The sequence below is a fragment of the Lujinxingia litoralis genome (genome assembly GCF_003260125.1).
Lineage (GTDB): Bacteria > Myxococcota_A > Bradymonadia > Bradymonadales > Bradymonadaceae > Lujinxingia > Lujinxingia litoralis.
The window spans coordinates 134,113-154,851 of the sequence record NZ_QHKO01000002.1 but is presented as its reverse complement, the minus strand read 5'-3'; the positions used below and the strand labels follow the sequence as shown (position 1 = coordinate 154,851).

Annotated in this window: 20 protein-coding genes; 11 read left to right on the top strand and 9 right to left on the bottom strand. The window is 62.4% G+C overall.

The features are described 5' to 3' along the window. Positions 1-4: 4 nt before the first annotated feature. The 9 genes from DL240_RS05410 to DL240_RS05375 all read right to left on the bottom strand — a co-directional run bounded on the left by DL240_RS05410 (position 5) and on the right by DL240_RS05375 (position 8,003). On the bottom strand, positions 5-1,765 hold the full coding sequence (locus DL240_RS05410; protein ID WP_111728856.1) for a HEAT repeat domain-containing protein: 1,761 nt from the start codon (positions 1,763-1,765) through the stop codon (positions 5-7). Between the two features lie 53 nt (positions 1,766-1,818). Further along, the gene (hpt, locus tag DL240_RS05405; RefSeq protein WP_111728855.1) at positions 1,819-2,361 is read right to left on the bottom strand and encodes a hypoxanthine phosphoribosyltransferase; all 543 of its coding nucleotides are present in this window, start codon (positions 2,359-2,361) and stop codon (positions 1,819-1,821) included. Beyond that, positions 2,358-2,984 (bottom strand): thymidine kinase, encoded by a 627-nt coding sequence (locus tag DL240_RS05400; RefSeq protein ID WP_111728854.1) that lies wholly within the window; start codon positions 2,982-2,984, stop codon positions 2,358-2,360. Before DL240_RS05400 ends, hpt begins: the two co-directional genes overlap by 4 nt. A gap of 103 nt (positions 2,985-3,087) precedes the next feature. Beyond that, positions 3,088-3,705: an SCP2 sterol-binding domain-containing protein gene (locus DL240_RS05395; protein WP_111728853.1), complete on the bottom strand. Its 618-nt coding sequence runs from the start codon at positions 3,703-3,705 to the stop codon at positions 3,088-3,090. A gap of 3 nt (positions 3,706-3,708) precedes the next feature. Further along, on the bottom strand, positions 3,709-3,873 hold the full coding sequence (locus DL240_RS19920; RefSeq protein WP_158542368.1) for a hypothetical protein: 165 nt from the start codon (positions 3,871-3,873) through the stop codon (positions 3,709-3,711). 10 nt (positions 3,874-3,883) lie between these two features. Beyond that, entirely contained in the window at positions 3,884-4,678 is a 795-nt protein-coding gene (dapF, locus tag DL240_RS05390) for a diaminopimelate epimerase (protein WP_111728852.1), read from the bottom strand. Between the two features lie 2 nt (positions 4,679-4,680). Continuing rightward, positions 4,681-5,088 carry a PilZ domain-containing protein gene (locus tag DL240_RS05385; RefSeq protein WP_111728851.1) on the bottom strand — a complete coding sequence of 136 codons (408 nt, stop codon included), beginning with the start codon at positions 5,086-5,088 and terminating at the stop codon, positions 4,681-4,683. A gap of 105 nt (positions 5,089-5,193) precedes the next feature. Beyond that, a complete protein-coding gene (locus tag DL240_RS05380) occupies positions 5,194-7,059 on the bottom strand; it encodes an AMP-dependent synthetase/ligase (RefSeq protein WP_111728850.1) in 1,866 nt (621 codons plus the stop codon). A gap of 131 nt (positions 7,060-7,190) precedes the next feature. After that, positions 7,191-8,003 carry a hypothetical protein gene (locus DL240_RS05375; protein WP_146618117.1) on the bottom strand — a complete coding sequence of 271 codons (813 nt, stop codon included), beginning with the start codon at positions 8,001-8,003 and terminating at the stop codon, positions 7,191-7,193. Between the two features lie 277 nt (positions 8,004-8,280). Between DL240_RS05375 and DL240_RS19565 the strand changes: the two genes are divergently transcribed. From DL240_RS19565 to DL240_RS05320, 11 genes are all read left to right on the top strand, one after another. Next, positions 8,281-8,490: a hypothetical protein gene (locus DL240_RS19565; protein WP_146618116.1), complete on the top strand. Its 210-nt coding sequence runs from the start codon at positions 8,281-8,283 to the stop codon at positions 8,488-8,490. Between the two features lie 315 nt (positions 8,491-8,805). Then, entirely contained in the window at positions 8,806-12,600 is a 3,795-nt protein-coding gene (locus DL240_RS05370; RefSeq protein WP_111728848.1) for a CARDB domain-containing protein, read from the top strand. Between the two features lie 57 nt (positions 12,601-12,657). Then, entirely contained in the window at positions 12,658-13,590 is a 933-nt protein-coding gene (locus tag DL240_RS05365; RefSeq protein ID WP_111728847.1) for a metallophosphoesterase family protein, read from the top strand. Next, the gene (locus DL240_RS05360; RefSeq protein WP_111728846.1) at positions 13,587-14,507 is read left to right on the top strand and encodes a hypothetical protein; all 921 of its coding nucleotides are present in this window, start codon (positions 13,587-13,589) and stop codon (positions 14,505-14,507) included. The genes DL240_RS05365 and DL240_RS05360 overlap by 4 nt, the downstream gene beginning before the upstream one ends. 88 nt (positions 14,508-14,595) lie before the next feature. Further along, entirely contained in the window at positions 14,596-15,399 is an 804-nt protein-coding gene (locus DL240_RS05355; RefSeq protein WP_111728845.1) for a DUF1444 domain-containing protein, read from the top strand. Then, positions 15,392-15,901: a DUF1285 domain-containing protein gene (locus tag DL240_RS05350; protein WP_111728844.1), complete on the top strand. Its 510-nt coding sequence runs from the start codon at positions 15,392-15,394 to the stop codon at positions 15,899-15,901. The genes DL240_RS05355 and DL240_RS05350 overlap by 8 nt, the downstream gene beginning before the upstream one ends. A 201-nt stretch (positions 15,902-16,102) precedes the next feature. Then, positions 16,103-16,513, top strand: coding sequence for a PilZ domain-containing protein (locus DL240_RS05345; protein WP_158542366.1), 411 nt, complete (start codon positions 16,103-16,105; stop codon positions 16,511-16,513). Positions 16,514-16,523: 10 nt separating this feature from the next. After that, positions 16,524-17,768 carry a CDP-alcohol phosphatidyltransferase family protein gene (locus tag DL240_RS05340; RefSeq protein ID WP_158542365.1) on the top strand — a complete coding sequence of 415 codons (1,245 nt, stop codon included), beginning with the start codon at positions 16,524-16,526 and terminating at the stop codon, positions 17,766-17,768. Between the two features lie 95 nt (positions 17,769-17,863). After that, entirely contained in the window at positions 17,864-18,760 is an 897-nt protein-coding gene (locus tag DL240_RS19915) for a hypothetical protein (RefSeq protein ID WP_158542364.1), read from the top strand. Between the two features lie 12 nt (positions 18,761-18,772). Beyond that, positions 18,773-19,921 carry a molybdopterin-dependent oxidoreductase gene (locus tag DL240_RS05325; protein ID WP_111728839.1) on the top strand — a complete coding sequence of 383 codons (1,149 nt, stop codon included), beginning with the start codon at positions 18,773-18,775 and terminating at the stop codon, positions 19,919-19,921. 90 nt (positions 19,922-20,011) lie between these two features. Then, positions 20,012-20,428 carry a hypothetical protein gene (locus tag DL240_RS05320; RefSeq protein ID WP_111728838.1) on the top strand — a complete coding sequence of 139 codons (417 nt, stop codon included), beginning with the start codon at positions 20,012-20,014 and terminating at the stop codon, positions 20,426-20,428. Positions 20,429-20,739: the final 311 nt, after the last annotated feature.

Sequence of the window (20,739 nt, the reverse complement as noted above, 5' to 3'; positions counted from 1 at the left end):
GCCTTTACTCCGCAGCCTGAGCCGCACCGCTACCAGCGCGCAGCGCGTAGGCGTGGAGCAACTTCAGACGGTTGCGATCGCGACGGGCGTCGTCACCGCTGCGGCCTTTCTCATCTTCAATCAACGCCGCGACGGCTTCGGCCAGCGCCGGAGTTGCCACGCGGTAACCGGCAAAGGTCAGGAGTTCACGCGTGTCGAGGTGCTTGGTCGTGATGGCTTTTGCCACCACCGGCGAGGCAGCCGCGCCGAGACGACTCAACTCGTAAGCCGCCTTCTCACGGACGATGGGGTTTTCGTCTTCGATCTTCGTCCCGTAGCACGCGGCCTGCGCCGCGGCATCGCCCTTGGCTCCGCACTCTGCCGCGACATCAAAGGCCGGCAAGAAGCTGACGTACTTCTCTTTGAGAGCGCCATCATCGGTAGCATCGATCAACCCCTGATACGCCTCACGATGGCTGGCTTCCGCGAGCATCGCGTAGGCCTTGGCGGCCATCCAGTTAAACTGGTAACGCTCTTCCTCTTTACCGGGCCGCCCCTGTTTTTCGAGCATCGCAAAACGACGCTCCAGATCGACAATGACACCCGTGCTGGCCATCTCCATCAACACGCCGAGCGCCTGACGATCCCCCAAACGTGCCAGCGCCGTCGCCGCATCCTGGCGCAACTGCAGCTCCACAAGCCCGTCGGTGATTTCATCCCACTCCTTTTCGAGCTTGCCACTCACGATGCGCTCAAGAAGCTCGCGCGTCGACGCGTCACCCAGATCGCCGAGCCCCAGAATCATCTCATCGGTGGCGTTGCCTTCTTTAAGACGCCAGCTCACCGACTGACGCCCCGAGAGCCCTTCGGGCGCGCTCTTGGTGTTGCTCAGATCTTCCACGAAGAGCGCCACCGCCTCCGGCGCGCGCATCGAACTAAGACGCACAGTGCTGACGAGCTTGGCCTGGTTGGCCGGGAAGGCGTAGTCCGGCCCCTGGTTGTACTTGAGCAGGAGCTGATTGACCGCCTGGTGCTCCCCGTTAAAGGTCTTCACCAGGTGGGGCACCATGGTCGGGCCGATCTGCTGAGCCGCCAGACCGCACTCACGATTGGTGTTTTGATTGGTGTTGTTACTCAGGAACATGCCGAGCACCACCATATCCCGCGCCTCTTCGCTGACGGCCGCCGGGTTTTCCTCGCCGATATTACCAAGGATCTCGCAGGCATACGCGTGCAACGCGATCGGGTAGTTATCGGCGTCGAGCTTAAGAAGCTCCACCATCGGTCCGACCATCGCCGGGTCGGGCAGGCGCGACATCCCGCTGAGCAGGGCTTGCTTGCGCTCGCTATTATCGGTCGCGCTGAGGGCCTCCAGCATCAGGGGCACCGCCTCCCGATGCCCAATCTGCCCCAACGCCACGGCCGCGGCTCCGGCATACCCGGTGGCGTCGGTCTGCATCTCTTTGACGTAGGCGTCCGCCGCCTCCTTGACGCGCCACTCTACCAGGTAGCTCATGGCCTCTTTGGCGTCGCGATCGCCAGCCTTATAAATCTCCACCAGCGCCGGGACCACCTCCGCACGGCGCTCCTCGGGGAAGCGCCGCAGGTTCTCGACCGCCAACGACTTCTCGGCGCCATCTCCCTCCAGGAGCTTCTTCGCCACGTAGTCGGGGTTCTCCCAATCCGGCGCCTCACAACCGGAGAGCGCACCCAGCGAGATCGCTGCGGCGCCCACCATCGCCATGAGTTTACCTCGGTTCGACTGGCTCTTCGCACGTTGTGACATCGCAGTTCTCCTGAGTTCTGCGCGCTCACCGACCGCAAGGCCGGCGCGCTCAATTAGTCTTCGTCTTCCAGATCGACGACCCCAATGTAGGGGATGTTTCGAGAAAATTCAGCATCGTCGAGACCGTAGCCGATGACAAACTCATCGCCGATGGTAAAGCCCACATAATCCAACGGTACGTCTTCGCGAGTATTGGCCGGCTTCGACAGCAACGTACAAACCTTGATATCTGCAGGCATCCGCGTACGCAGGTTCTCCAGCAGGTACTTCATGGTCAGGCCGGTATCGATGATATCTTCGACAATGATCACGTTGCGCCCCTTAATCGGCAAGGCCAGATCGGAGGTCATCCGCACCACCCCACTGGTTTCCTGGCTGGTGCCGTAGCTGGAGAGCCCGAGAAAGTCGATCGACACATCAATGGTCAGGTGCTTGACCAGGTCGGAGAGAAACATAAACGAGCCCTTGAGGACCCCGATGATGTGGACCGAATCGCCGGCGAAGTCCTCATTGATCTGCGCGGCAAGCTCGCGGCAGCGCTGTTGAAGCTGCTCTTCCGAAATCAGGACTTTAAGTTTGCGCTTGGGGGCTTTCATCGACGACCTCTTGCTTCGTTGGGGTGGGGTTCTGGAGCGTGATTCTGGGCATCTCCCTGAGCGGGATAGCCCCTGGTAAAGCAGCGACGACAACGCGCCTCATATTGCTGTCCGGTGCCGACAAGAACCTGTTGCGGGTCTTCCGAAAGGCGGTAGCTGCGATGCGCCGGGTTGCCGCAGTGCACGCAGATGGACATCAATTTGGTGATGTACTCAGCCACCGAAAGCAACGCGGGCATCGGCCCGAACGGCTTACCCAGGTAATCCTGGTCGAGGCCTGCCACCACCACACGGTGGCCGCTGTCGGCGAGTTCTTCGCAAAAATCGACCACGCGATCATCAAAGAACTGCACCTCGTCGATCCCCACGACGTCGACCTGAGGATCGAGCGCCTGGCGAAGTTCGCGGAGATCGGCCACTGGCACGCTGGGAAGGGAGAGCTGGCTATGACTGACAATCGCGCTGTCGTCGTAGCGGTTATCGATGGCGGGCTTGAAGATCTGCACACTCTGACGGGCGTAGGTCGCACGCTTGAGGCGGCGGATCAGCTCTTCGGTCTTGCCGGAGAACATCGGTCCGCAGATGACCTCAATCCAACCGACGTCACGGGGCTGAAGGATCATAAGGAGGGGTCGCTCAGCTGGTTTTCGCCAAAAGGTTTTCAAGGGGGGGGGGGAGTAAAACGCGCCCCCTGTGTAGCGACGATGCCCCTGAGGCGCAAGGCTCCTACAGGCCCAACTCGCTCATCAAAAATCCGCCAATCTCCAGTGCCAGGCCGATGTCCCCGCCGAGCTTAAGGCGGCGCGCAGCGCTGACCGGATCAACTCGCCCGTGGGCCACGTCCTGGAGGAGCGACCATGCCACCGAGACCCGTACTCGCCGCGCATCGGCCGGCGCTTCGTAGTCGTTGAGAACCACCTCAAAGCTGAGCGGACGCCCATCGGGAAGATCGGAAATCTCAATAACGAAGATCCCATCAAACCGCTCGAAGCGCTCGATCGTCGCCTGCGACAGGTGGACCTTTCCCCGATAATGAGCCACCTGAGCGTCGGCCGGCACGACCAGCTCTTGAATCCAGGGCAACGCCCGCTCCCAGTCTTTGAGGCTGCCGCGAGCGCTGGCCACCGGAAAATCGATGGCTTCTTCATCGATCGCTTCCATCCCCTCGGGATCAAAGGTCAATGTGAAGCGCTCGCCAGCGTCCTCGAAAAGGACGCTGAGCACGATCGTCGCACTGGAGAAGGCACGATACTCCTCCTGACGAGTCCGTTGCATCGCCGGCAAACGCTCCAGAAAGAGCGTGCGGGTGTCGATTCCCGGCTCAAAGACCTCCGACCACGTCATGGTTCAGTCCTCGTCCTTAGGCGCGTGCTTGCTCAGCCGCACGGTCGACCAGAGCAGCGCGGAGGCCACCATCATCGCCGCACCATTGGAGGCTACGGTCACCGTCTCCTGACAACCGGTCAGCATAACGAGCGCTGTCGCCAGCATCACCCACGGGGTTGCGCGCATCTTCAACTCCTTAACCTGTGTAGATTCCTGAAAAGACTTCGACGGCTGGCCCCTGCATCCAGATCTGGCCATCACGTCGCTCAAGCTCAAGGGTGCCCCCCGGCAGCTCCACAACCAGCGGAGCATCCGCATCGCCCCACCCTTTCGCCCAGATCGCGGCGGCCACCGCGCAGGCACCGGTTCCGCAGGCCTGGGTGCGGCCGACGCCCCGCTCATACACGGTCACACGCCATCCGTCATCCTGGCGCTCGACAAACTCAACGTTGGTACCTTCTTCAAACTGCGGGTGGTCTGCGTTGGCCGCCGCCCCAAGCCGGTCGATCACTTCGAGGTTTGGATGTTCAAAGATCACGGCGTGAGGATTCCCCATGTCCACCTGGACGTAGGGCCAGCGAGTGCCCTGATGGCTCAACGCCAGCTCGGGCGCCTCCTCCACAATCGCAGCGCCCATATCAACGCGGACCTGCCAGGCGGCCGGCCCCTCCCCCAGACCGACCTCGCAGTGGCGGGGACCGGCATCGCTCTCCACCACCAGGCGCTCCCCCATCCCCCAATGACGTCGCGCGTAACCCGCGGCACAACGCACCCCATTTCCGCACATCTGCGGGCGGCTTCCATCTCGGTTAAACACCACCATGCGTACGCGATCATCGCCCAGGCGAGCCAGGGCCAACACCCCGTCTGCTCCCACCCCGCGGTGGCGGTCGCAGATCGCACGCACCCAGGCCAGATCGATGGAGTCAGCGGCGCGCTCTACAATCACGAAGTCGTTTCCCAACCCATGATATTTCGCAAAGGCCCACATCGTTAGCCCTGCACGGCACACTGAGAGGCCAGCCCGAAGAGGCGCTGTCGTACCCGGGGGGCCACATCGACAAACTCGTAGGCCATCCCCGGTACAAAGTCGGCCGGAAGGCGATCGCCATACTCCGCTCCGGTCTCCGCGCGGACCACACGGGCGCGCACCGCGTACATCGACTCCCCGGCCGGGCTTCGGAAGACCAGCGTATGAACCTGCCCGGGCTCAAAGAGGAAGTTCGAGCGCACGAACATCCCGGTCGGGCAGAAGTCGATACTCTCCAGGGGAATCTCCCAGCCTTCGGCATCCTGCACAAAGACCTGGGTCCGGAGCTCGCAGCGCGGGTGTCGGCGTACACCGGCGAACGAGGGGCGAAAACTGGGCTGTCGTCGAATGCTGCCGCTGATGCGATTCATCGAATCCTCCGTAATCCGAACTGCGTGCCTGCCGGTGCGCCCTCGTGGCCACCGCCTCATAACGTCGTCCACGGTAAAACACCGGGGAACGCCGTCAATTTTTTCTCAGGACGCCGCCTCTCCCCCCCGTCGATCGGCGTAGAGTGAATCGATGATCGGGCGATAGCGCTCCAGCACCACCGGACGCCGCACCTCTCCAGATGCCGTAAGCGTCTGGTCGGCTACCGAAAGAAACTCCGGAATGACCGCGATGCGGCGCACCCGCTCAGCCACCGTGTGCCGGCGGTTGACCTGGTCCAGATGAACCATCAAGGCCTGATGAACGGTGGGATGCGTCGTCAATTCCCGTACTGACGCCCGATAATCAAGCCCCTGAGCACGCACAAAGGCCAGAAGCTCGTCGGGATTGAGCGCCACCAACGCCGAAATAAAAGGAAGCCCCTCCCCTACCAGAACCGCGTGAGCCACCAACGGAGACTCTTCGATCGCATGTTCCAGCGGTTGCGGCGCAATATGCTTCCCGGTGGAGGTCACCATGACCTCACGTTTCCGATCGACCAGGTGCAAAAAACCCTCGCGATCAAAGCGGCCGATATCGCCGGTATGCAGCCACCCATCGCGATCCACACACTTATTTTCATGCGGGTCACGAAGCCCGGCGGCCACCGTCGCTCCCCGCACCAGGATCTCCCCATCCTCCGCAATCGCCACATCCACTCCCGGAAGCGCTCTTCCCACACTCCCGATGCGAAAATCGTCGGGAAGGTTAAACGCCACCGCCCCCGAAGCTTCCGTTACCCCGTAGCCCTCCAGCAACAGAACGCCGGTCGAGAGGAAAAACTCCGTAATCTGGGGACGTAGCGGCGCGCCCCCGCAGATGAGAAAACGCATCTTACCCCCCAGACGCTCGCGCACATCCTCAAGTAAAACTTTAGAGAAAAACGCATGTTCCCAACGCAGAAGTCGCGAGGTTCGCTGCCCGCCGAGCACCCGTCGACGCACCGCCTTGCCGACCTCCAGCGCCACCGGCATCAGCGCCGCTCGCACCCCTTTTTCTTCGATTCGAGCGACAATCTCACCGTGCAGCCGCTCATATACCCACGGCACGCTCGCCATGAGCGTGGGCTGAACCGCCTGCAGATCTTCCAGCAACCAGCGGGGCCCTCGCCCAAAGGCCACCGTCATCCCGTAACCCACGCCCGCCAGGTAGAGCACCTTGGCAAACACATGCGCCAGAGGCAGAAAGAGCAGCTGAACATCGTCAAAAGTAAAGAGCCTCAGAGCCGCCATCGCCTCGACCTGAGCCACCAGGTTGGCGTGACTCAACGCCACCGACCGGGGCTCCCCGCTGGTCCCGGCGGTAAAGACCACCGTGGCGATCATCTCGGGGGTCACCTGGCGCCGCCGCGCAGCCACATAGCGCGAATCCTCGGCCAGGTGTCGACGCCCCAGATGCCCCAGCTCCTCCATTGAAAGCACGGCGATGCGCTCATCAAGCCGGAAAGCATCCATGCGCATCAGCTCCCGCGCCCTCCCGCCGCTGGCGCCAACCATCACATCGGCATCGATGTAAATCACTGCCTCCACCGAGGCCAGGGCCTCCGGCAGTGCCACCAGTTTGGCCATCTGGACCGGATCTTCCACCACGAGAACACGCGGCGCACAACTCAAGATCGCCGCCCCCAGACTGGTCTCACTGATCGCCGGATGAAGCGCCACCGAGGCAGCCCCCGCCATCACGATGCCCATATCCGCCTCCACCCAGGCGGCACGCGTGGCGGCAATCAACCCGACCCGCTCCCCTACCTCTACCCCCAACGCCATCAGCCCGGCGGCCAGCCGCTCAGAGCGTTCCCACCAGTCCCGCCAGCTACGCGACTCCCAGGCCTGGTCCTCATAAAAACGAAGCGCCATACGCACGCTTGAGCGCTGCACCTGGTCTTCAAACAACTCCACCAGCGTCTTGCCCATCGCCACGGCTCCTCGTCTCCTGGTCGTTCCATCTACCGCCAATAAAAAACCCACGTCGAAACCTCTCGACGTGGGTTGGGACCTTAGCGCCAGCGCGCGTTTTTTCACAAGCGAAGTACGGGGGGCCCCGTTTAACCGGCCAATTCGCTAAGCGCGGAACTCAGAGGGTTGATGCGCTGCTTGAGGGCTTCGGTCCGCTCTTTGAGATCCTTGACGCGGCGCTCGTAGCGCTGCAGTGCGTTATCGCCCGCCGACTTAATGAGCTCATTACGCTCCAACGGCACCAGCGCCTGCATTTCTACTTTTTGCGTCCGCGACGAATTAAGCATGCTGGCCTCCAGCATCCCTTCATCATCCCGATCGAGATTTTTAAGAGTCATCAGACGTCCGGGACGCGGCCGATACCCCTCGTTTCCGCCCTGGGTAAAGAGGTGGCGGTAATCAAAAACCACCGCCACAAGGGACTCATCCAGCACGTCGTTCTCCGAGAGCAGGCCCTCGATCTCGGCCTTATCCAGCGCCGTCAAACGACGGTGCTCGGCAATCATCTCCGAGAGCACCGCGGATTGCGCCATGTACGCGGTCAGCGGGCTAATCACATCCCGGCCGAGCAGCAAGCGATTGCTGGCGAGCACATCGCCCGAGACCACGAACTTGGCCTCACCCAGGGCTTCGGCGGCCTCAAAATCCACCTCGGTCGCCGAGAGCTTGGTGATGCGATCCGCAACGCCGGCGAACGATGTCAGCGCCGGGTCGATCGCCTCCTGCAGGGCTCTGGCATCTTCAACACGCGTCTGCTCAATCTGCCGACTCTGCTGCCCCTGTGCCGTAAAGTAGCCAAAAAAGGCCCCGACAAACGCCAGCACGACCATCCCAATGATCGCGCTCTTCGAGAAAATACCTCCCTCATCCATCCCCTTGGCCGCAGCGTCAATTTCAGCCAACTCTTTATCGCTGATCGGCCGAGGTTTGGGCCGCTCCTCAACCTTGGCCCGGGGCGGCGGCACCATGGCGGTAGGCGGAGGTCCGGCAGCAGCCGCCGGCGGACCTGCCGGACGAGTCGCAGCCGCCTGGACGGGTTGAGAGGCCGCCGGCTGTGCCTGCGGTGTCGCAGCCCTCGGTGCGGGCCTGGAGGCAGCGGCCACCGCCGTCTCACCCATGGGCGCAGACGTGGCGGGCTTTGCACTCGGAGTCGGGGTGGCCGCCCCGGCACGAGGAATCGTGGCGCGCGCGCCCGACGCACTGGCGCCCGAACCGCTGCCCGAAACAGGCTTTGATGCACCGGACTTCGCCGCGGGCTTCAATCCCAACCGCGCCTTCAAGTCCGAAAGATCTGGCTTGTTGTTATTCGTCGACAAGAGCGTTCCTCCTGCTTCACTTTCAGGATATGCGCCCCGGCACACAGGCGTGACCGATGCAAGGATGGAATAAAGCCACGTGCAAGTGGGGGTTCGCGGGGAGGGGGGGGTGTAACGTTGTTCCAAGCTAGACCAGCGCTTGAAACTTCGTCAAGACGCATCGGCGCCCGGAGCGCCTACTTTACACGACGTTAAGGGAACGCCCTCATCCCCACGATTCCCCATCCATCATCGTTCCGACCTCGCTTGAAATGAGGGACTTCATTGACCAAGATGGCCCCCCTCGCCGTCCACGCGATGCAACCTGTACACTGGCCACCAGGGCGCGGCGTCCGCTCGCGCCACCAGTCTTCTTCTACTCTGTGCTCTCTTTTACGCGGTAATCCTCATGCGCAAGCCCCTCGACTTCCCCCTGGCCTCTCTGGCGCTCTTGGTAGCGCTCACACTTCTCCCGCTGAGCCTGATGGGATGTGGCGAGGACACCGCCGCCGACGGAGCGGGCACACTGACCCTCAACGAGCTTCGCCCCGCTTCGGGTTACCCCGACGTCGAGGTAAACCTTTCCTTGAGCATCACCCCGGCACAGGGCCGAGCTGAAGACGCCTTCAGCTGGCTGGTGAATTTCGGTGACGGAACCCGGGTCAGCGGCGATGGCGTGGAAGGGGCCGCCAACCACCAGTACACATCGGTCGGCGACTACACCCTGGTCGTTGAAGCGCTCTACGAAGGCAAGGTGGCCGACCGCAAAGAGGTGACGTATCGCGTCTTTGACCCGATTGACATCGCGGTCGAAAACGCCAGCGGACGCCCGGCCAACGTGCGTACCGGCGAAGAGGCAACCCTGTCATTCGACCTGATCAACCGCACCGCCTCGGCCGTCATGACCGCGATCCCCGTGCGGGCCTACCTCTCGGTAGATGCCGAGGTCTCGCGTGAGGATCTCCCGACACTGACGGTCCTGGGCGAAACTCGTGTCGAGGCTACCTCCGAAGGCGGCGAGGTGCTCACCATGGGGGCAACTCGCAATGTGGGCTTCTCCGCCACGGTCCCGACCATCGACGCCGGCACTTACTATGTTGTCATCGCCATCGATCCAGATGGCGAGCTGGTCGACACGCACCCGGAAGACAACCTCACCGTCGGTCTCGCACCACTGCGCGTGGAAAACGTCGACTCCGGGCTTCCCGACATCAGCGTCTCTGATCTGGTCGTCAGCCCCGATCGCGCTTTCCCCGCCCTCGGCAAAGTCACCCGCGGATTTGTTCTGGCCAATCGCGGGGGCGAAGACATCTTCAACGTCGTTCACCGCACCTACCTGCAGATCGGCAACCCGGTGCGAGACGACTCCGCGACCCTGATCCACGAGAGCGCCCCCATCGGGCTTCCCGCCCTGGCCTCCCGCGTCATCGGCCCCGACGACTTCGTCCTCAACGAAGAGGTCCTCCCTCCCCTCAATGGCGAGCTTCAGGTCTATCTCTTTGTCGAGGCCTACTCGGAGGACGGCCAGATTGAAGAGAGCACCTTAACGAACAACGAAATCTCCACTCCCGAACCGATCATCGTCTCCGATCAGCTCGTCGAAGGCCCGGACATTGTGGTTCGCGACTTCGCCGTCAGCCCGCTTAACACCTACCTCGGCGGCAACCTCCAGGTGAACGCCACCATTGCCAACGAGGGCACGCTGGATGTGGGGAGCTTTTTCTGCGGCGTCTATCTGGGCCGTGAAGCCCGGGTTAACCCCGACAACGATCTTCGCCTGACCAACCTCAACATCACCTCCATGGCCAGCGCCGCCGAACGCGAGATGAGTCGATCCATCACCGTGCCCGGTCTCTTCGCACCGGGCGTGTACTTCCCCTACATCATCTGCGACCCCCTGGGGGCACTGGACGAACCCTTCCGCTCCAACAACCAGAATGTTCAGCTGGCACCGGTGACGATCACCGATGAGGCAGACATCGATCTCTTTGTGGCCAGCCTCGCCGTGCCGCAAAGCGCCGACCAGGGCGATGTTATCACGCTGCACGCGGAAATCTGCGTCGACGGATCCAACGCGTCGGGGCCCACCCGCGGGCAGCTTTTCCGCTCGCCGGGCACCGCTGTGGATTTCACCGCAGAAGCGTTCGAGAGCTTCGAGATCCCCAACATCAACCCGGGCGAGTGTCTGGAGCTGAGTTTCGAAGTCGAAGCGCAATGCGCCAACTTCGTCCCGGAACAGAGTTTTGGCATCGTGGTCGATGTTGAGGAGCGCCTCCCGGAAGCCTCGGTGAGCAACAATCGCCGCACCGGCGCCAATGTGCTTCAGGTCGACGGGCCCTTCTGCACCTGCATCGAAGACGCCAACAGCCCGAACCACCAGGTCTTCAATGGCACCGATCTCGATGAGGGAAGTTACCAGGCGGCCATCTGTGAACCGAACCGCTGTGATTTCTTTGCAGCTCAGGTCAGCGCGGGGCAGAGCCTGGTGGTAACCACCCGCTTCGACACCGACCGCGGCCCCCTGGAGACGACGCTCTACGCCCCGGACGGCTCGCAACAGCTCGATCGTAGCTTTAGCGAAGATGAGCAGCAGGTCGCCGTGTTTCTCGCACCGCAGAGCCGGCGCTACCCCTTCTCGGTTTGTGGCCAGAGCGTGGACGACCAGAATTACTACGAACTCGATGTCCAGATCCTCGACCCCGCCACGGATGTCGACGTGCTCCCACGCGACCTCTCGATTCCGCCCCGCGCGAGCTGGTCGGCCGGAGCCCTCATGGAACTGAGCGCGGAAATCGTCAACCTAGGCCAACTCCCCACCGGTGCATTCGAAGCCCGGGCCGTCCTTACCACGTCTCGCGAACTCGGCGCGCCGAGTGACATCGTGCTGGGCAACTTCCCCATCACCACCATCGCCCCCGGCTCCAGTCGCCAGATCGACCTGCCGGTGGAACTGAGCGCGGCGGTGACCGACGGAACCTACCACCTGGCACTGATGCTCGACCCGGCCGGCGAACTCAACGAGTCTCGCGTGACCAACAACGTCTCCTTCAGCCAGTCCTTTGAGGTATTCACCCGCTGCTACGATCCTTTCTCGCCAAACACCTCTTTTGATCAGGCGGCGCCACTCAGCGGAGGCACCTTCAGCAACCTCCTGGCCTGCGCTGGCCAGAGCGACTACTACGAAATCTGCGTCGATGACGGACAACAGTTCGACGCCCGCATTGACTTCCTCAACAGCCAGGGAGACCTCGACCTACGCCTCTACTCTGCGGATCGCGCCGTCGTCGATACCTCGGCCCGAAGCGGCGTGGACCAGGAGCAGGTCGGCGTCGACTATGTCAACGGTGCCCAGTGCTACTTTTTGCGCGTGTCGCTGGTCCCGCTGGACCCGGAAGCCAGCACCAACTACGAGCTGACCCTGGACGTACGCGAGGTCGATCCGGAACTCCGATGCGATGGTGACTTCGAGCCCAACGACGACTTCGACTCAGCCACCGGCTTGCGCGCCGCCCTGGACGTCCCCACCGCCCTCGACCGCTGCCCGGTGGGGGACGTCGATATGTACTATGTGGAGTTGGCCGCCGGGCAACCCGTCACGCTGCGCGCGCGACTGGATCCGCCGACCCAGCCGGGCATTCTCCGCATGCAAATCTACCGTCCAAACCGCACCCCCGATGATATCGACGAGTCGGCCCCGGGGCTCCCACTGGCGGAGCTCAACGGCTACGTTCCGCCGGTCTCCGGACGCTACTTCCTCGAAGTCTCCGTGGGAGGCAGCGCGCGCCGGGTCAGCTATCATCTGGAAGCTGAAGATCTCCCCGGAGTGGATCTCCGCGCCTCGAGCCTGACCATCGGGCCGGGCAGCTACCAGGGCGGTGACGTGGTACGTTACGGATTCACCGTGGCCAATTTGGGCGGAGACGACGCGCCCGCGCCACGCTACGAGGTGTACCTGGGCGAATCCCCCACCTGGCGCCCCGATCAGGACCAGCTCCTGGGAGACTTCGTGCTCGCCACCATCGCTGCCGGAGACGCCCACGACCTGACCGGACAGATCAACGTGCCGGGAACCCACCCCACCGGCACCGCCTATCTCCATGTGGTCGTTGACCCGCTTGATGAGTTCGGGGATGTTAACCGCGCAAATAACGTCGCCAGCCACACCATTGAATTGATTCCCGCCGGCGGCGAAACCAATCCCTGACGCGCTCCGGCTCCTGGCTGTTGAGCGCTCCTACCGCTCAACTTCAGGAGCCGCGCCATGCGCATCGGCCACATCTCCGATCTTCACATCCTTGCCATCGACCGTATTCGCCCCTGGGAGTACCTCAACAAGCGGATGGTCGGCGGACTCAACCTCCTGCTCAATCGCTCCAAAGCGCACTCCACATCCGTGGTAGAGCGCGCCCTGGAAGCGCTGGACTCCCTCAACGTCGATCACATCGTGATCAGCGGCGATCTGACCAACCTGGCGCTCGACTCAGAGTTTGCCGCCGCCGCCGAGATCATCCGCAGCATCGAGTCTGCCTTCTCCCGGGTGAGCGTGGTGCCGGGCAATCACGACTACTACACCCCGGGCGCCGCAAGCTCCGGTCGCTTTGAGCGACACTTCAAGGAGTACTTGAAGAGCGACCTACCTGAATACCAGCTCGAACGAGGATATCCCTTCTGCCATCTGCGCGAGGACGTGGCGATCATCGGACTGAACAGCGGCATCGCCACCCCCTGGCTCTTTGCCACCGGACGAGTGGACGACGATGAGCTCGAGCAGGCCGCCCGAATGCTCGACGACGAAAGGCTGAAGTCACGCTTTAAGATCGTGGTCGTACATCACCCGCTGATGGCCGATGAACATCACCGCTTCAACTTCAACCGCCGCATGATCAATGCGGAGTCGGTGCTGACCACGCTGCGTCAGAAAAACGTCGATCTGATCCTCCATGGCCACAATCACTACCTCTCCGTGCTCCAGGTCCCCAAACTTGGCGAAGCCGGCACGACTTTTGTCTGTGAAGCCGGGAGCACCTCGGTGGAGGGAGGAGGCCCGAAGATGGCCGGAAAATTCAACATCTACACCATCGACGACAGCCAACTCGTAGAGATTGAAACCCACCTCTTTGAGAGTCACGCGTCCGGCTTTCGTCCCTTCCGCTCCGAAGTCTTCCGTCGCCACATTGAGGAAGAACGAGGGTGATCGAAAACGAGCTTCCATATCACGAGGTCGGCCACCAGCTGGGGATGCAACTCGAAGCGACAACCGAGGGTATCTGGGTGGAGCGCCGCGGCATCGCCGCGCTGATCGATCGACGCGCCTTGCCCTCGCCGCAACACGCTCGGGCTCGCGCCACCGGCGCCTGGGCGCTCTACGGCATTCGCCTGGGGCTCGACTACCACCACGCTCGCCAGGCCAGACCTCCGCGCTCGCCAGGATTTCGTCGTACCGCCGTGCAACGCTATCACGAAGCGCCTCCCTTCTACGGGGACCACATCCTCCACCTCGTGCCACGCTGGACTCGACGCTGGTTTGAGGCGGTAAGCGGCGCCCCGGCGTTGCATCGAGACGCCCTGGATACCGGGGGGGCGCTGGAGGAGGTCATCCTAAAAGAGACCGGCCTGCGCCTCGACCTGCTGACTCAAAACGCGCAGGACGCCAGTGACGTTGACGGTGCCACCCGCTGGAAGAACGCCCGCACCGCCCTTTTCTACAATTCCTACAAAATTCGCGGCCAGACCTCCCGAAACCACCCGGGAGTACGCCTCCGCACTCTGCACACGACCGAGGGCTTTGCTGCCTCACGCTCGTTGATACTGCCGGAGTTTGACTATGACAGCGCTCAAGATGGCGCTTTCATCGCCCTGCCCACCCGCGATCACTTCCTGATCGCGGCTCCCGCCCCGGCTGACAATGACAATCGCGACGCATCTAAAGAGTCACTTCAAGAAAGCCTCACAAAACACTTCAACGCCCACCCCTTCCCGTTGACCGACGCGATCTGGCGTCTGGATCGCGAAGCCCTACACCTCTGCGTCGCTCCCGAGCGCTGGCCCGGCCAGGGGCTCGATACCCCCGATAATCTTCTCATCGCTCGGCGAGGCACCGAAGCGCAGTGATCTTGCCCCCCTGTACAGGTGTTTATCGTTCCCCCTGTTAAAGCGTCCCTGACTCAAGGGGTGCCCTACCATCCACGTCGATCTGACCATGACCGAACTTCTCCCCTACCTCGCTGAGTGCCTGCGTGCCGCCAACCTCCAACCCCAGGAGGTCGCAGGCACCTACAATGTTGTCCTGGGGCGCGGCCCGATGGCCCGCAAAGCCAACATCGACCCGGGACCGCTCTTTCGAGAGATCAAAGACGCCCCCGAGGCTCGTCTTAAAGCCCTGATAAGTGGGTTTGTCAGCGGTGTAGAGTACGCCCTGCTGGAACCCAAACGCTCTCAGGCCGCCAACTGGAGTTTTGTGGAGAGCGCCTCCGGCCTTATGCCCACACTTCAACCGCCCACCTTCGTGCAAGGAGTCGAGGCGGTCACTGGCGAGCGAGCCTGGGTTCAGACGATCAGCGAAGAGATCGTCTGTGCCTACGTGGTCAAGCTCAACCCCGGCCTGCGTCCGATCACCGAGCCCCAGGTCGAACGCTGGGGTGCCTCGGCCGACCGAATCGCCGCCGGCGCACGCAGCCTGCTCTTCCATCGCACCCGCGAACTTCAGACTCGCCAGTTTGAAGACTTCCTGCACGTGCGACGACTCCACGCTGGCGATGGGCATGACGCCGCCCGCGCCCTGGTCTACGCCGACGTCTTCTACAGTGAGGTCGGCGAGGGCCTGCGTTTTGCGATGCCCTCCCCGGACCACCTTTTGGTGGTCCCCGAGGCCACCGAGGGTAACCTGCAACAGCTTCGCGACGCTGTAGATCAGGTTTATGAGAGCGACGCCACTCCCCTGACTCGCGCGATCTTTGCCTTTAAGCGAAGCCGCCCCGTCGTCGTCGAGGCCCGCCATGGCTGATCAGAAGCCCTCCCCCGAGATCGACCCTACGCTTCCCGAAATGGTGCAGGACTTTCTGCGTGCGGGAGGTACCCTGGAGGAAATCCGCCTCGACGCCGGTGGCACCTGGCTCCACGAAGGGCTGCGCTTTGAGAATGAACGCGTGGTCGAGCTCTTTAGTCGAAGCGTCGACCGTACCGAAGGCGGCACCTGGGTCCTCAACGTAGGCCGGTTCACCTATCCCATCACCGTCGATGACGTGGGCTTCTTCGTAGAACGCGCCACCTGGGAGGAGAAAGAACCTCGCGTATGGCTCAGCGACGGCACCCAGGAAACCCTTAATTTGGACAGCCTGCGTTACGCCGAGGGGGGCCGCCTCTACTGCACCATTAAAGACGGACGCTTTAAGGCTCGGTTTAAACGCGGCGCATACCACGCCATCGCCAGTTATCTCGATCAGGATGACCGGGGATTCCTCCTGCGCCTGCCTTTTGAAACGGTGAGACTTTTGAGCGCGCCCTGAAACACTCGCTTCCCCACCGTGCATGATGCACATCGACCTGCAGCAAAAAGTGGGGAAAAAAGTTGCTCCCGCGATCACCTCAGATACCCTGCAGAAGTCGACAGTCCCCCACGGGCTGCCTCAGACGCTCAATGCGACCACGGATCGGTCGCCTCCCAACGATTGAATGTTTGAAGTTACTGCACGGACATGGAGGTCCAGATGAGCGCGTCCCCTCTGAACATCACCCCGACGTCTTCCACCGAGCTTCGTTCGGGCCCCGGTGCCCCGATTTTTGAACCCGGCCCCCACACCCGCATCCGTCGAAACCCGGTTCGCGCCATCGCGATGATGACCTGGGACGGCGGCCCTCGGGGAATCTTCGGACAGGTGGTTAACGTCAGCCTCAACGGCTGCCTGGTGAAGACCGAGTCCACAATCGCCGACGGTACTCGCCTGGCCATCACCGTGACCGTTATCGGCGGCCCCGAGGCCCTGAAATTCGAGCTCAACGCTGTGGTGCGTCGCCGCACCGAAGTCAGCGGACGCCGCGCGTATGGCCTTGAGTTTGTCAGCGAGACCTCCGCCGATCGCGAATTGGCCCAGCAGCTCTACGCCGAAACCTCGCGCTGAACACTGCCTCATGACCATCCTGGCCATCACCGATCTGACGTCGCTGCCCGAAGCACTCAGCCCGACGACACCTATCGCCGGGCTGAGCCTGGTGGACCGTATCGCCCGGATGTGCCTGGTCAGCGGCGTAGACACCTGCATCTTCCTTACCGCCCCCTCGACCGCGCCAATCGTCGACGACGCGATCACGGCCGCCACGCGAGCCCGTGGCGAGGTCCGCGCGATAGCGCCTGAAACCCTCCCCGCAGCGATCGACGATCTACATCCCGAGGCGGTGCTGGTCCTGCCGGCCAATCGCGTCTTTCAACGCGCGGTCATTCAAGACGCCCTCAAGGTAGCGGTCGGTCCCGGCAGTAGCCCGCGCCCCGACCTGGCGCCTCATCAGGTCCTTAGCCTCCGCGCGCCGGAGCCTGACGCCCTGCTCCAGGCGCTCGCCAGGCCCTCTGCGACGCCATCAGATGCAGACGCACATACCCCGGCGGGTTGGTCCGTCGCGCTGCGTTCTCTGTCCGACGTTGCTCGCGCCGAAGCCCGGCTCTTCAACGACTGTCGAAAGCCTCAAGATGGCATTGTCTCTCGTCATCTAAATCGTCACTTGAGCCTGGCGATGAGCCGTCGATTGGTTGGCACCTGGGTGGGCCCCAACCATATCTCGGCGATCACCTTGTCGCTTGGATTTGCTGCCGCCATCGCCGCGGGTTTTGGTGGATACACCGGATTTCTCATCGCCGGAGTACTCTATCAGCTCAATTCCGTCATTGACGGGGTTGACGGCGAACTTGCACGGGTACGCTACGAGTTCAGCGTGCTCGGCGAATGGCTCGACACCGTCAGTGACGACCTCTCGGACCTGCTGCTCTATCTGGGGCTGGGAGTCGGAGCCTGGCGCACGATGGCCACCGGCCTCGGACCTCTAGGGCCCGAAATTTGGCTCTACCTGGGTCTTGCTGCCGCCGGCGGCAAGCTCGCCAGCATGGTGGTGTACTACCGCTGGCTCATCGCCCGGGGCCGCGGAGATCTACTGGCCTTTGAGTGGAGCTTCAAAGACCAGGGCACGCCACAATCTCCCCTCAAACGCGCACTCTCAGTGCTTCACTACGCGTTTCGCAAAGACTTCATTGTCTTTGTCGCCATGATTCTGGCGTTCATCGGCACGCTACCCTACCTTCTTGTGGCCCTGGCTCCGGGCAACGTGATCGTGGCGTTGAGCGTTGTCCTGCAACAGCTCCGAGGTCCCGGCACCGGGCGTGATTGACCTCAGGCCGCTGGCCCTGAAGTTTCAGCGGCATTAAGATAGCGCTCGTTCCCTCTCCTGCATTTCTGGCAACCCCCACTTCTAAAGGTGTGTGGATGCGCGACATATGGCGACGCTCAACGCCCCTGTTTGCGATGCTGCTCAGTGCTGGAATCGTCACCCTCGCCCATGCTCCGAGAGCACACGCCGGAGCCTGGACCCAGCCCGACCGGGGACTCTACGCCAAGCTAAGCCTTGGCTTTGCTGGGGCCGACCAACAGTACAAGGAGACCGGGGAGACCTTTCAGCTCTTAAGCGATGATGTCGCCGGCACCTTCGATTCAACGGCCGCCTTTGCCTACGTCGAGTACGGCCTCCTGCCCCGTCTGACCGTCTATGCCAACGCGGGGTTTCAGTCACTGAACCTGGAGAGCGACCTGCAACGCGCTCGCGTCAGTGGCCTCTCCGACGTCTGGTTTGGTGTCCGAGCCGGCATCCTCACCGATGGCCCGGTCGTACTCTCGGCCCATGCCGTCACCAAGTCGCCAACCGGCTACACCGCTGACCCCGACCCGATGGTGCCCACCCTGGGCAACGGAGTACGGGAGCATGAGCTTGGCCTCTCGCTGGGAGCAAGCCTGTGGCCCCGCCCCTTCTACGGCTCGCTGACCGCTGCCTACCGCTTGCGCGGCTCCCGCCAGGCCGCTGGCGGCGAGCAAATCGAGATGTTCGACGAGATCCCGATCATGGCCGAAGTCGGCTGGGCTCCACATCCATCGCTCTGGATTCGCGGCCTGGCCCAGGGCGTGATCGGACTCGGCCCCCCCGAGTCCTTAGACATCTTCAACCTGACCCCGCTTACTCAGAGCTACCTGAAGGTGGGCCCCGGGCTCATCCTCACCATCCCGGGCGGCATTCAACTGAGCCTGGACGTGATGCTGACCCCATGGGGCATCAACACCGTTCAGAGTGTCGATGGCATTGTGGGTATCGCCTACGAATTCGCCCCCTGACGGAGTTTCCGGATGACGCCCATCAGCCGACGTGACTTTCTCAAGACGCTCGCCACCGGCTCCGCAGCCCTGGTCGCACTACGCTTCACCAGCGGATGCGAGTTTGTGGATGTTGAATCCTTTGGCACCGGCGGAGATCACCCCTTCGTCACGCCTCAGGACGACGGCATCTGGTTCTGGCAAAGCGGAAACTCCACCCCCAAAGAAAACGCACCACAGATCTTGCCCGACGAGTGGCGGCTCCAGCTTACGTCTGGCTCGCAAACGCTTGGCGAACTCACCTATCCTCAACTTCGTGAACTTGGCGCCCAGGGACACGAACTCACGTACTGGAAAACCCTTCGCTGCGTTTTCAGCCTGAGCCTTGGTCCGCTGCTCACGAGCCTGATCGCCAACGGGCTCTTCACAGGTGTCCCTCTCTCCGTGGTGCTTGAAGCGACCGACATTCCCGCGGAGACGCTCAAGATACGCACCTACGGCGCTGATGGATTCTCCAGCAACATTCCACTGAGCCGTATCCACGACAACGATCGCTTGCCTGTGATGCTGGCATACGAACTCAATGGCGAGCCTCTCACCCGGCTGCGCGGTGGACCGGTGCGCCTGATCATCCCCGAGATGTGGGGGTACAAAAACATGAAATGGCTGGATCGCCTGGACTTCTCGGCTAGCAGCGAACCTTTTGGCGTCTACGAGACCGTACGCTTCCGGGACGTAGACGCCATTGACGCGCCAGGTGAAATGGCGTTGGCCAACCACGTGGTCACCCTGGCGGGTCGCAATGTCACCCTTCAAGGGGCAGACATCGTCATCAGTGGCGTTGCCGTAAGTGGTGGAGCAGCCATCACTGAGGTTCGTTTTTCAGTAGACGACGGGCCTGAACAGGTCGCCACTCTGCTGGGAGACGACGCCGACGAAGTACGCCAGGCGCTGCCACCAAACCTACGCGAGCTCATGAATGACGCCGAGCAACAAGATAGTGACTGGCCTCTGACAAACGTCTGGGTGCGCTGGTCGGCGTCAATCACGGGCTTGAGCCCGGGGGCTCATACCTTTACGGTACGAGCAATCGACAGTAAGGGACGCGCTCAGGAAGTGGATTCCGGCGAGCCTCTCACCATCTCTCAGGCAATTCGGGTCCCCTTTTCAATCTCGGATTGATGCAGCCTCCCCATTGACAGCTCACATCTCGCCACCAAAATCGCCCCAACCACCGACGATTGAAAAACTCACGCACGCATCGAGGAAGCCATGGCCAACCTGCGCGGCCCCATTCAACAACTTGAGAACGAGCTAGGCGCCCTCTCCCGCGAACTGGTCCGAGTTGAAGCTCATATCCGACGCGGCGAATTCCGTGCGGCCCGCGCTCGCCTGAGTGGTTTGCGGACCCAGCTCGAACTAAGCGAGGATAGCTCTGGCCCGGCAAACCAGCTCGCCGTCATCGGGGCCCAGGTTGGCCTGATGTCCGGAGGTTCTGACTGGCTCCGAGGTCGCCTTCCCGCAGCTCTCCTTTGCGCCGCCGGCGGGTGGCTCTACGGACAGTCTCTTCTGGAAGGACGCCGCCGCGAGATGGCAGAACTTCGAGCCCATGTGGCGGGACTCGACGCCCGGGTTGAACAGGAAATCGCGGCCTCCGAAGCGCCCCCTCGCAACGCGCCCGAAGCCTGACGTTGAGCGAACACATCCGGGTGAAGCTGGTTGCATTCAGCAGGTCGAAAACTTAGGCTGAGCGCGGTTTACATCTCACGCTCATAGTGTCCGGTGGTGGCCGGCCTTAGCCTGGAGTCTCGATGCAACGCGATCGTGCACCTCGACGGCGTTCTCGCGCCGGCACACGTTTTCTGGCGCTGGTATTTTGCTTCATTTCCTCTTCCTATCTGGCCCTCGGCTGCTCGGGGGTAGACGCCCCCATCGTCACAGATGCCGGCGATGATGCATCGTCTCCGGATGCATCCACCGATGCTGATGTTTCATCCGAG

Coding starts and splice junctions, on each gene's coding strand:
- DL240_RS05355 (WP_111728845.1), top strand. CDS start 14,596: ATGACCGAACTTCTCCCCTACCTCGCTGAGTGCCTGCGTGCCGCCAAC.
- DL240_RS05325 (WP_111728839.1), top strand. CDS start 18,773: ATGACGCCCATCAGCCGACGTGACTTTCTCAAGACGCTCGCCACCGGC.
- DL240_RS05410 (WP_111728856.1), bottom strand. CDS start 1,765: ATGTCACAACGTGCGAAGAGCCAGTCGAACCGAGGTAAACTCATGGCG.
- DL240_RS05365 (WP_111728847.1), top strand. CDS start 12,658: ATGCGCATCGGCCACATCTCCGATCTTCACATCCTTGCCATCGACCGT.
- DL240_RS05400 (WP_111728854.1), bottom strand. CDS start 2,984: ATGATCCTTCAGCCCCGTGACGTCGGTTGGATTGAGGTCATCTGCGGA.
- DL240_RS05385 (WP_111728851.1), bottom strand. CDS start 5,088: ATGAATCGCATCAGCGGCAGCATTCGACGACAGCCCAGTTTTCGCCCC.
- DL240_RS05370 (WP_111728848.1), top strand. CDS start 8,806: ATGCGCAAGCCCCTCGACTTCCCCCTGGCCTCTCTGGCGCTCTTGGTA.
- DL240_RS05395 (WP_111728853.1), bottom strand. CDS start 3,705: ATGACGTGGTCGGAGGTCTTTGAGCCGGGAATCGACACCCGCACGCTC.
- DL240_RS05350 (WP_111728844.1), top strand. CDS start 15,392: ATGGCTGATCAGAAGCCCTCCCCCGAGATCGACCCTACGCTTCCCGAA.
- DL240_RS19915 (WP_158542364.1), top strand. CDS start 17,864: ATGCGCGACATATGGCGACGCTCAACGCCCCTGTTTGCGATGCTGCTC.
- DL240_RS19920 (WP_158542368.1), bottom strand. CDS start 3,873: ATGCGCGCAACCCCGTGGGTGATGCTGGCGACAGCGCTCGTTATGCTG.
- DL240_RS05345 (WP_158542366.1), top strand. CDS start 16,103: ATGAGCGCGTCCCCTCTGAACATCACCCCGACGTCTTCCACCGAGCTT.
- hpt (WP_111728855.1), bottom strand. CDS start 2,361: ATGAAAGCCCCCAAGCGCAAACTTAAAGTCCTGATTTCGGAAGAGCAG.
- DL240_RS05380 (WP_111728850.1), bottom strand. CDS start 7,059: ATGGGCAAGACGCTGGTGGAGTTGTTTGAAGACCAGGTGCAGCGCTCA.
- dapF (WP_111728852.1), bottom strand. CDS start 4,678: ATGTGGGCCTTTGCGAAATATCATGGGTTGGGAAACGACTTCGTGATT.
- DL240_RS05340 (WP_158542365.1), top strand. CDS start 16,524: ATGACCATCCTGGCCATCACCGATCTGACGTCGCTGCCCGAAGCACTC.
- DL240_RS05320 (WP_111728838.1), top strand. CDS start 20,012: ATGGCCAACCTGCGCGGCCCCATTCAACAACTTGAGAACGAGCTAGGC.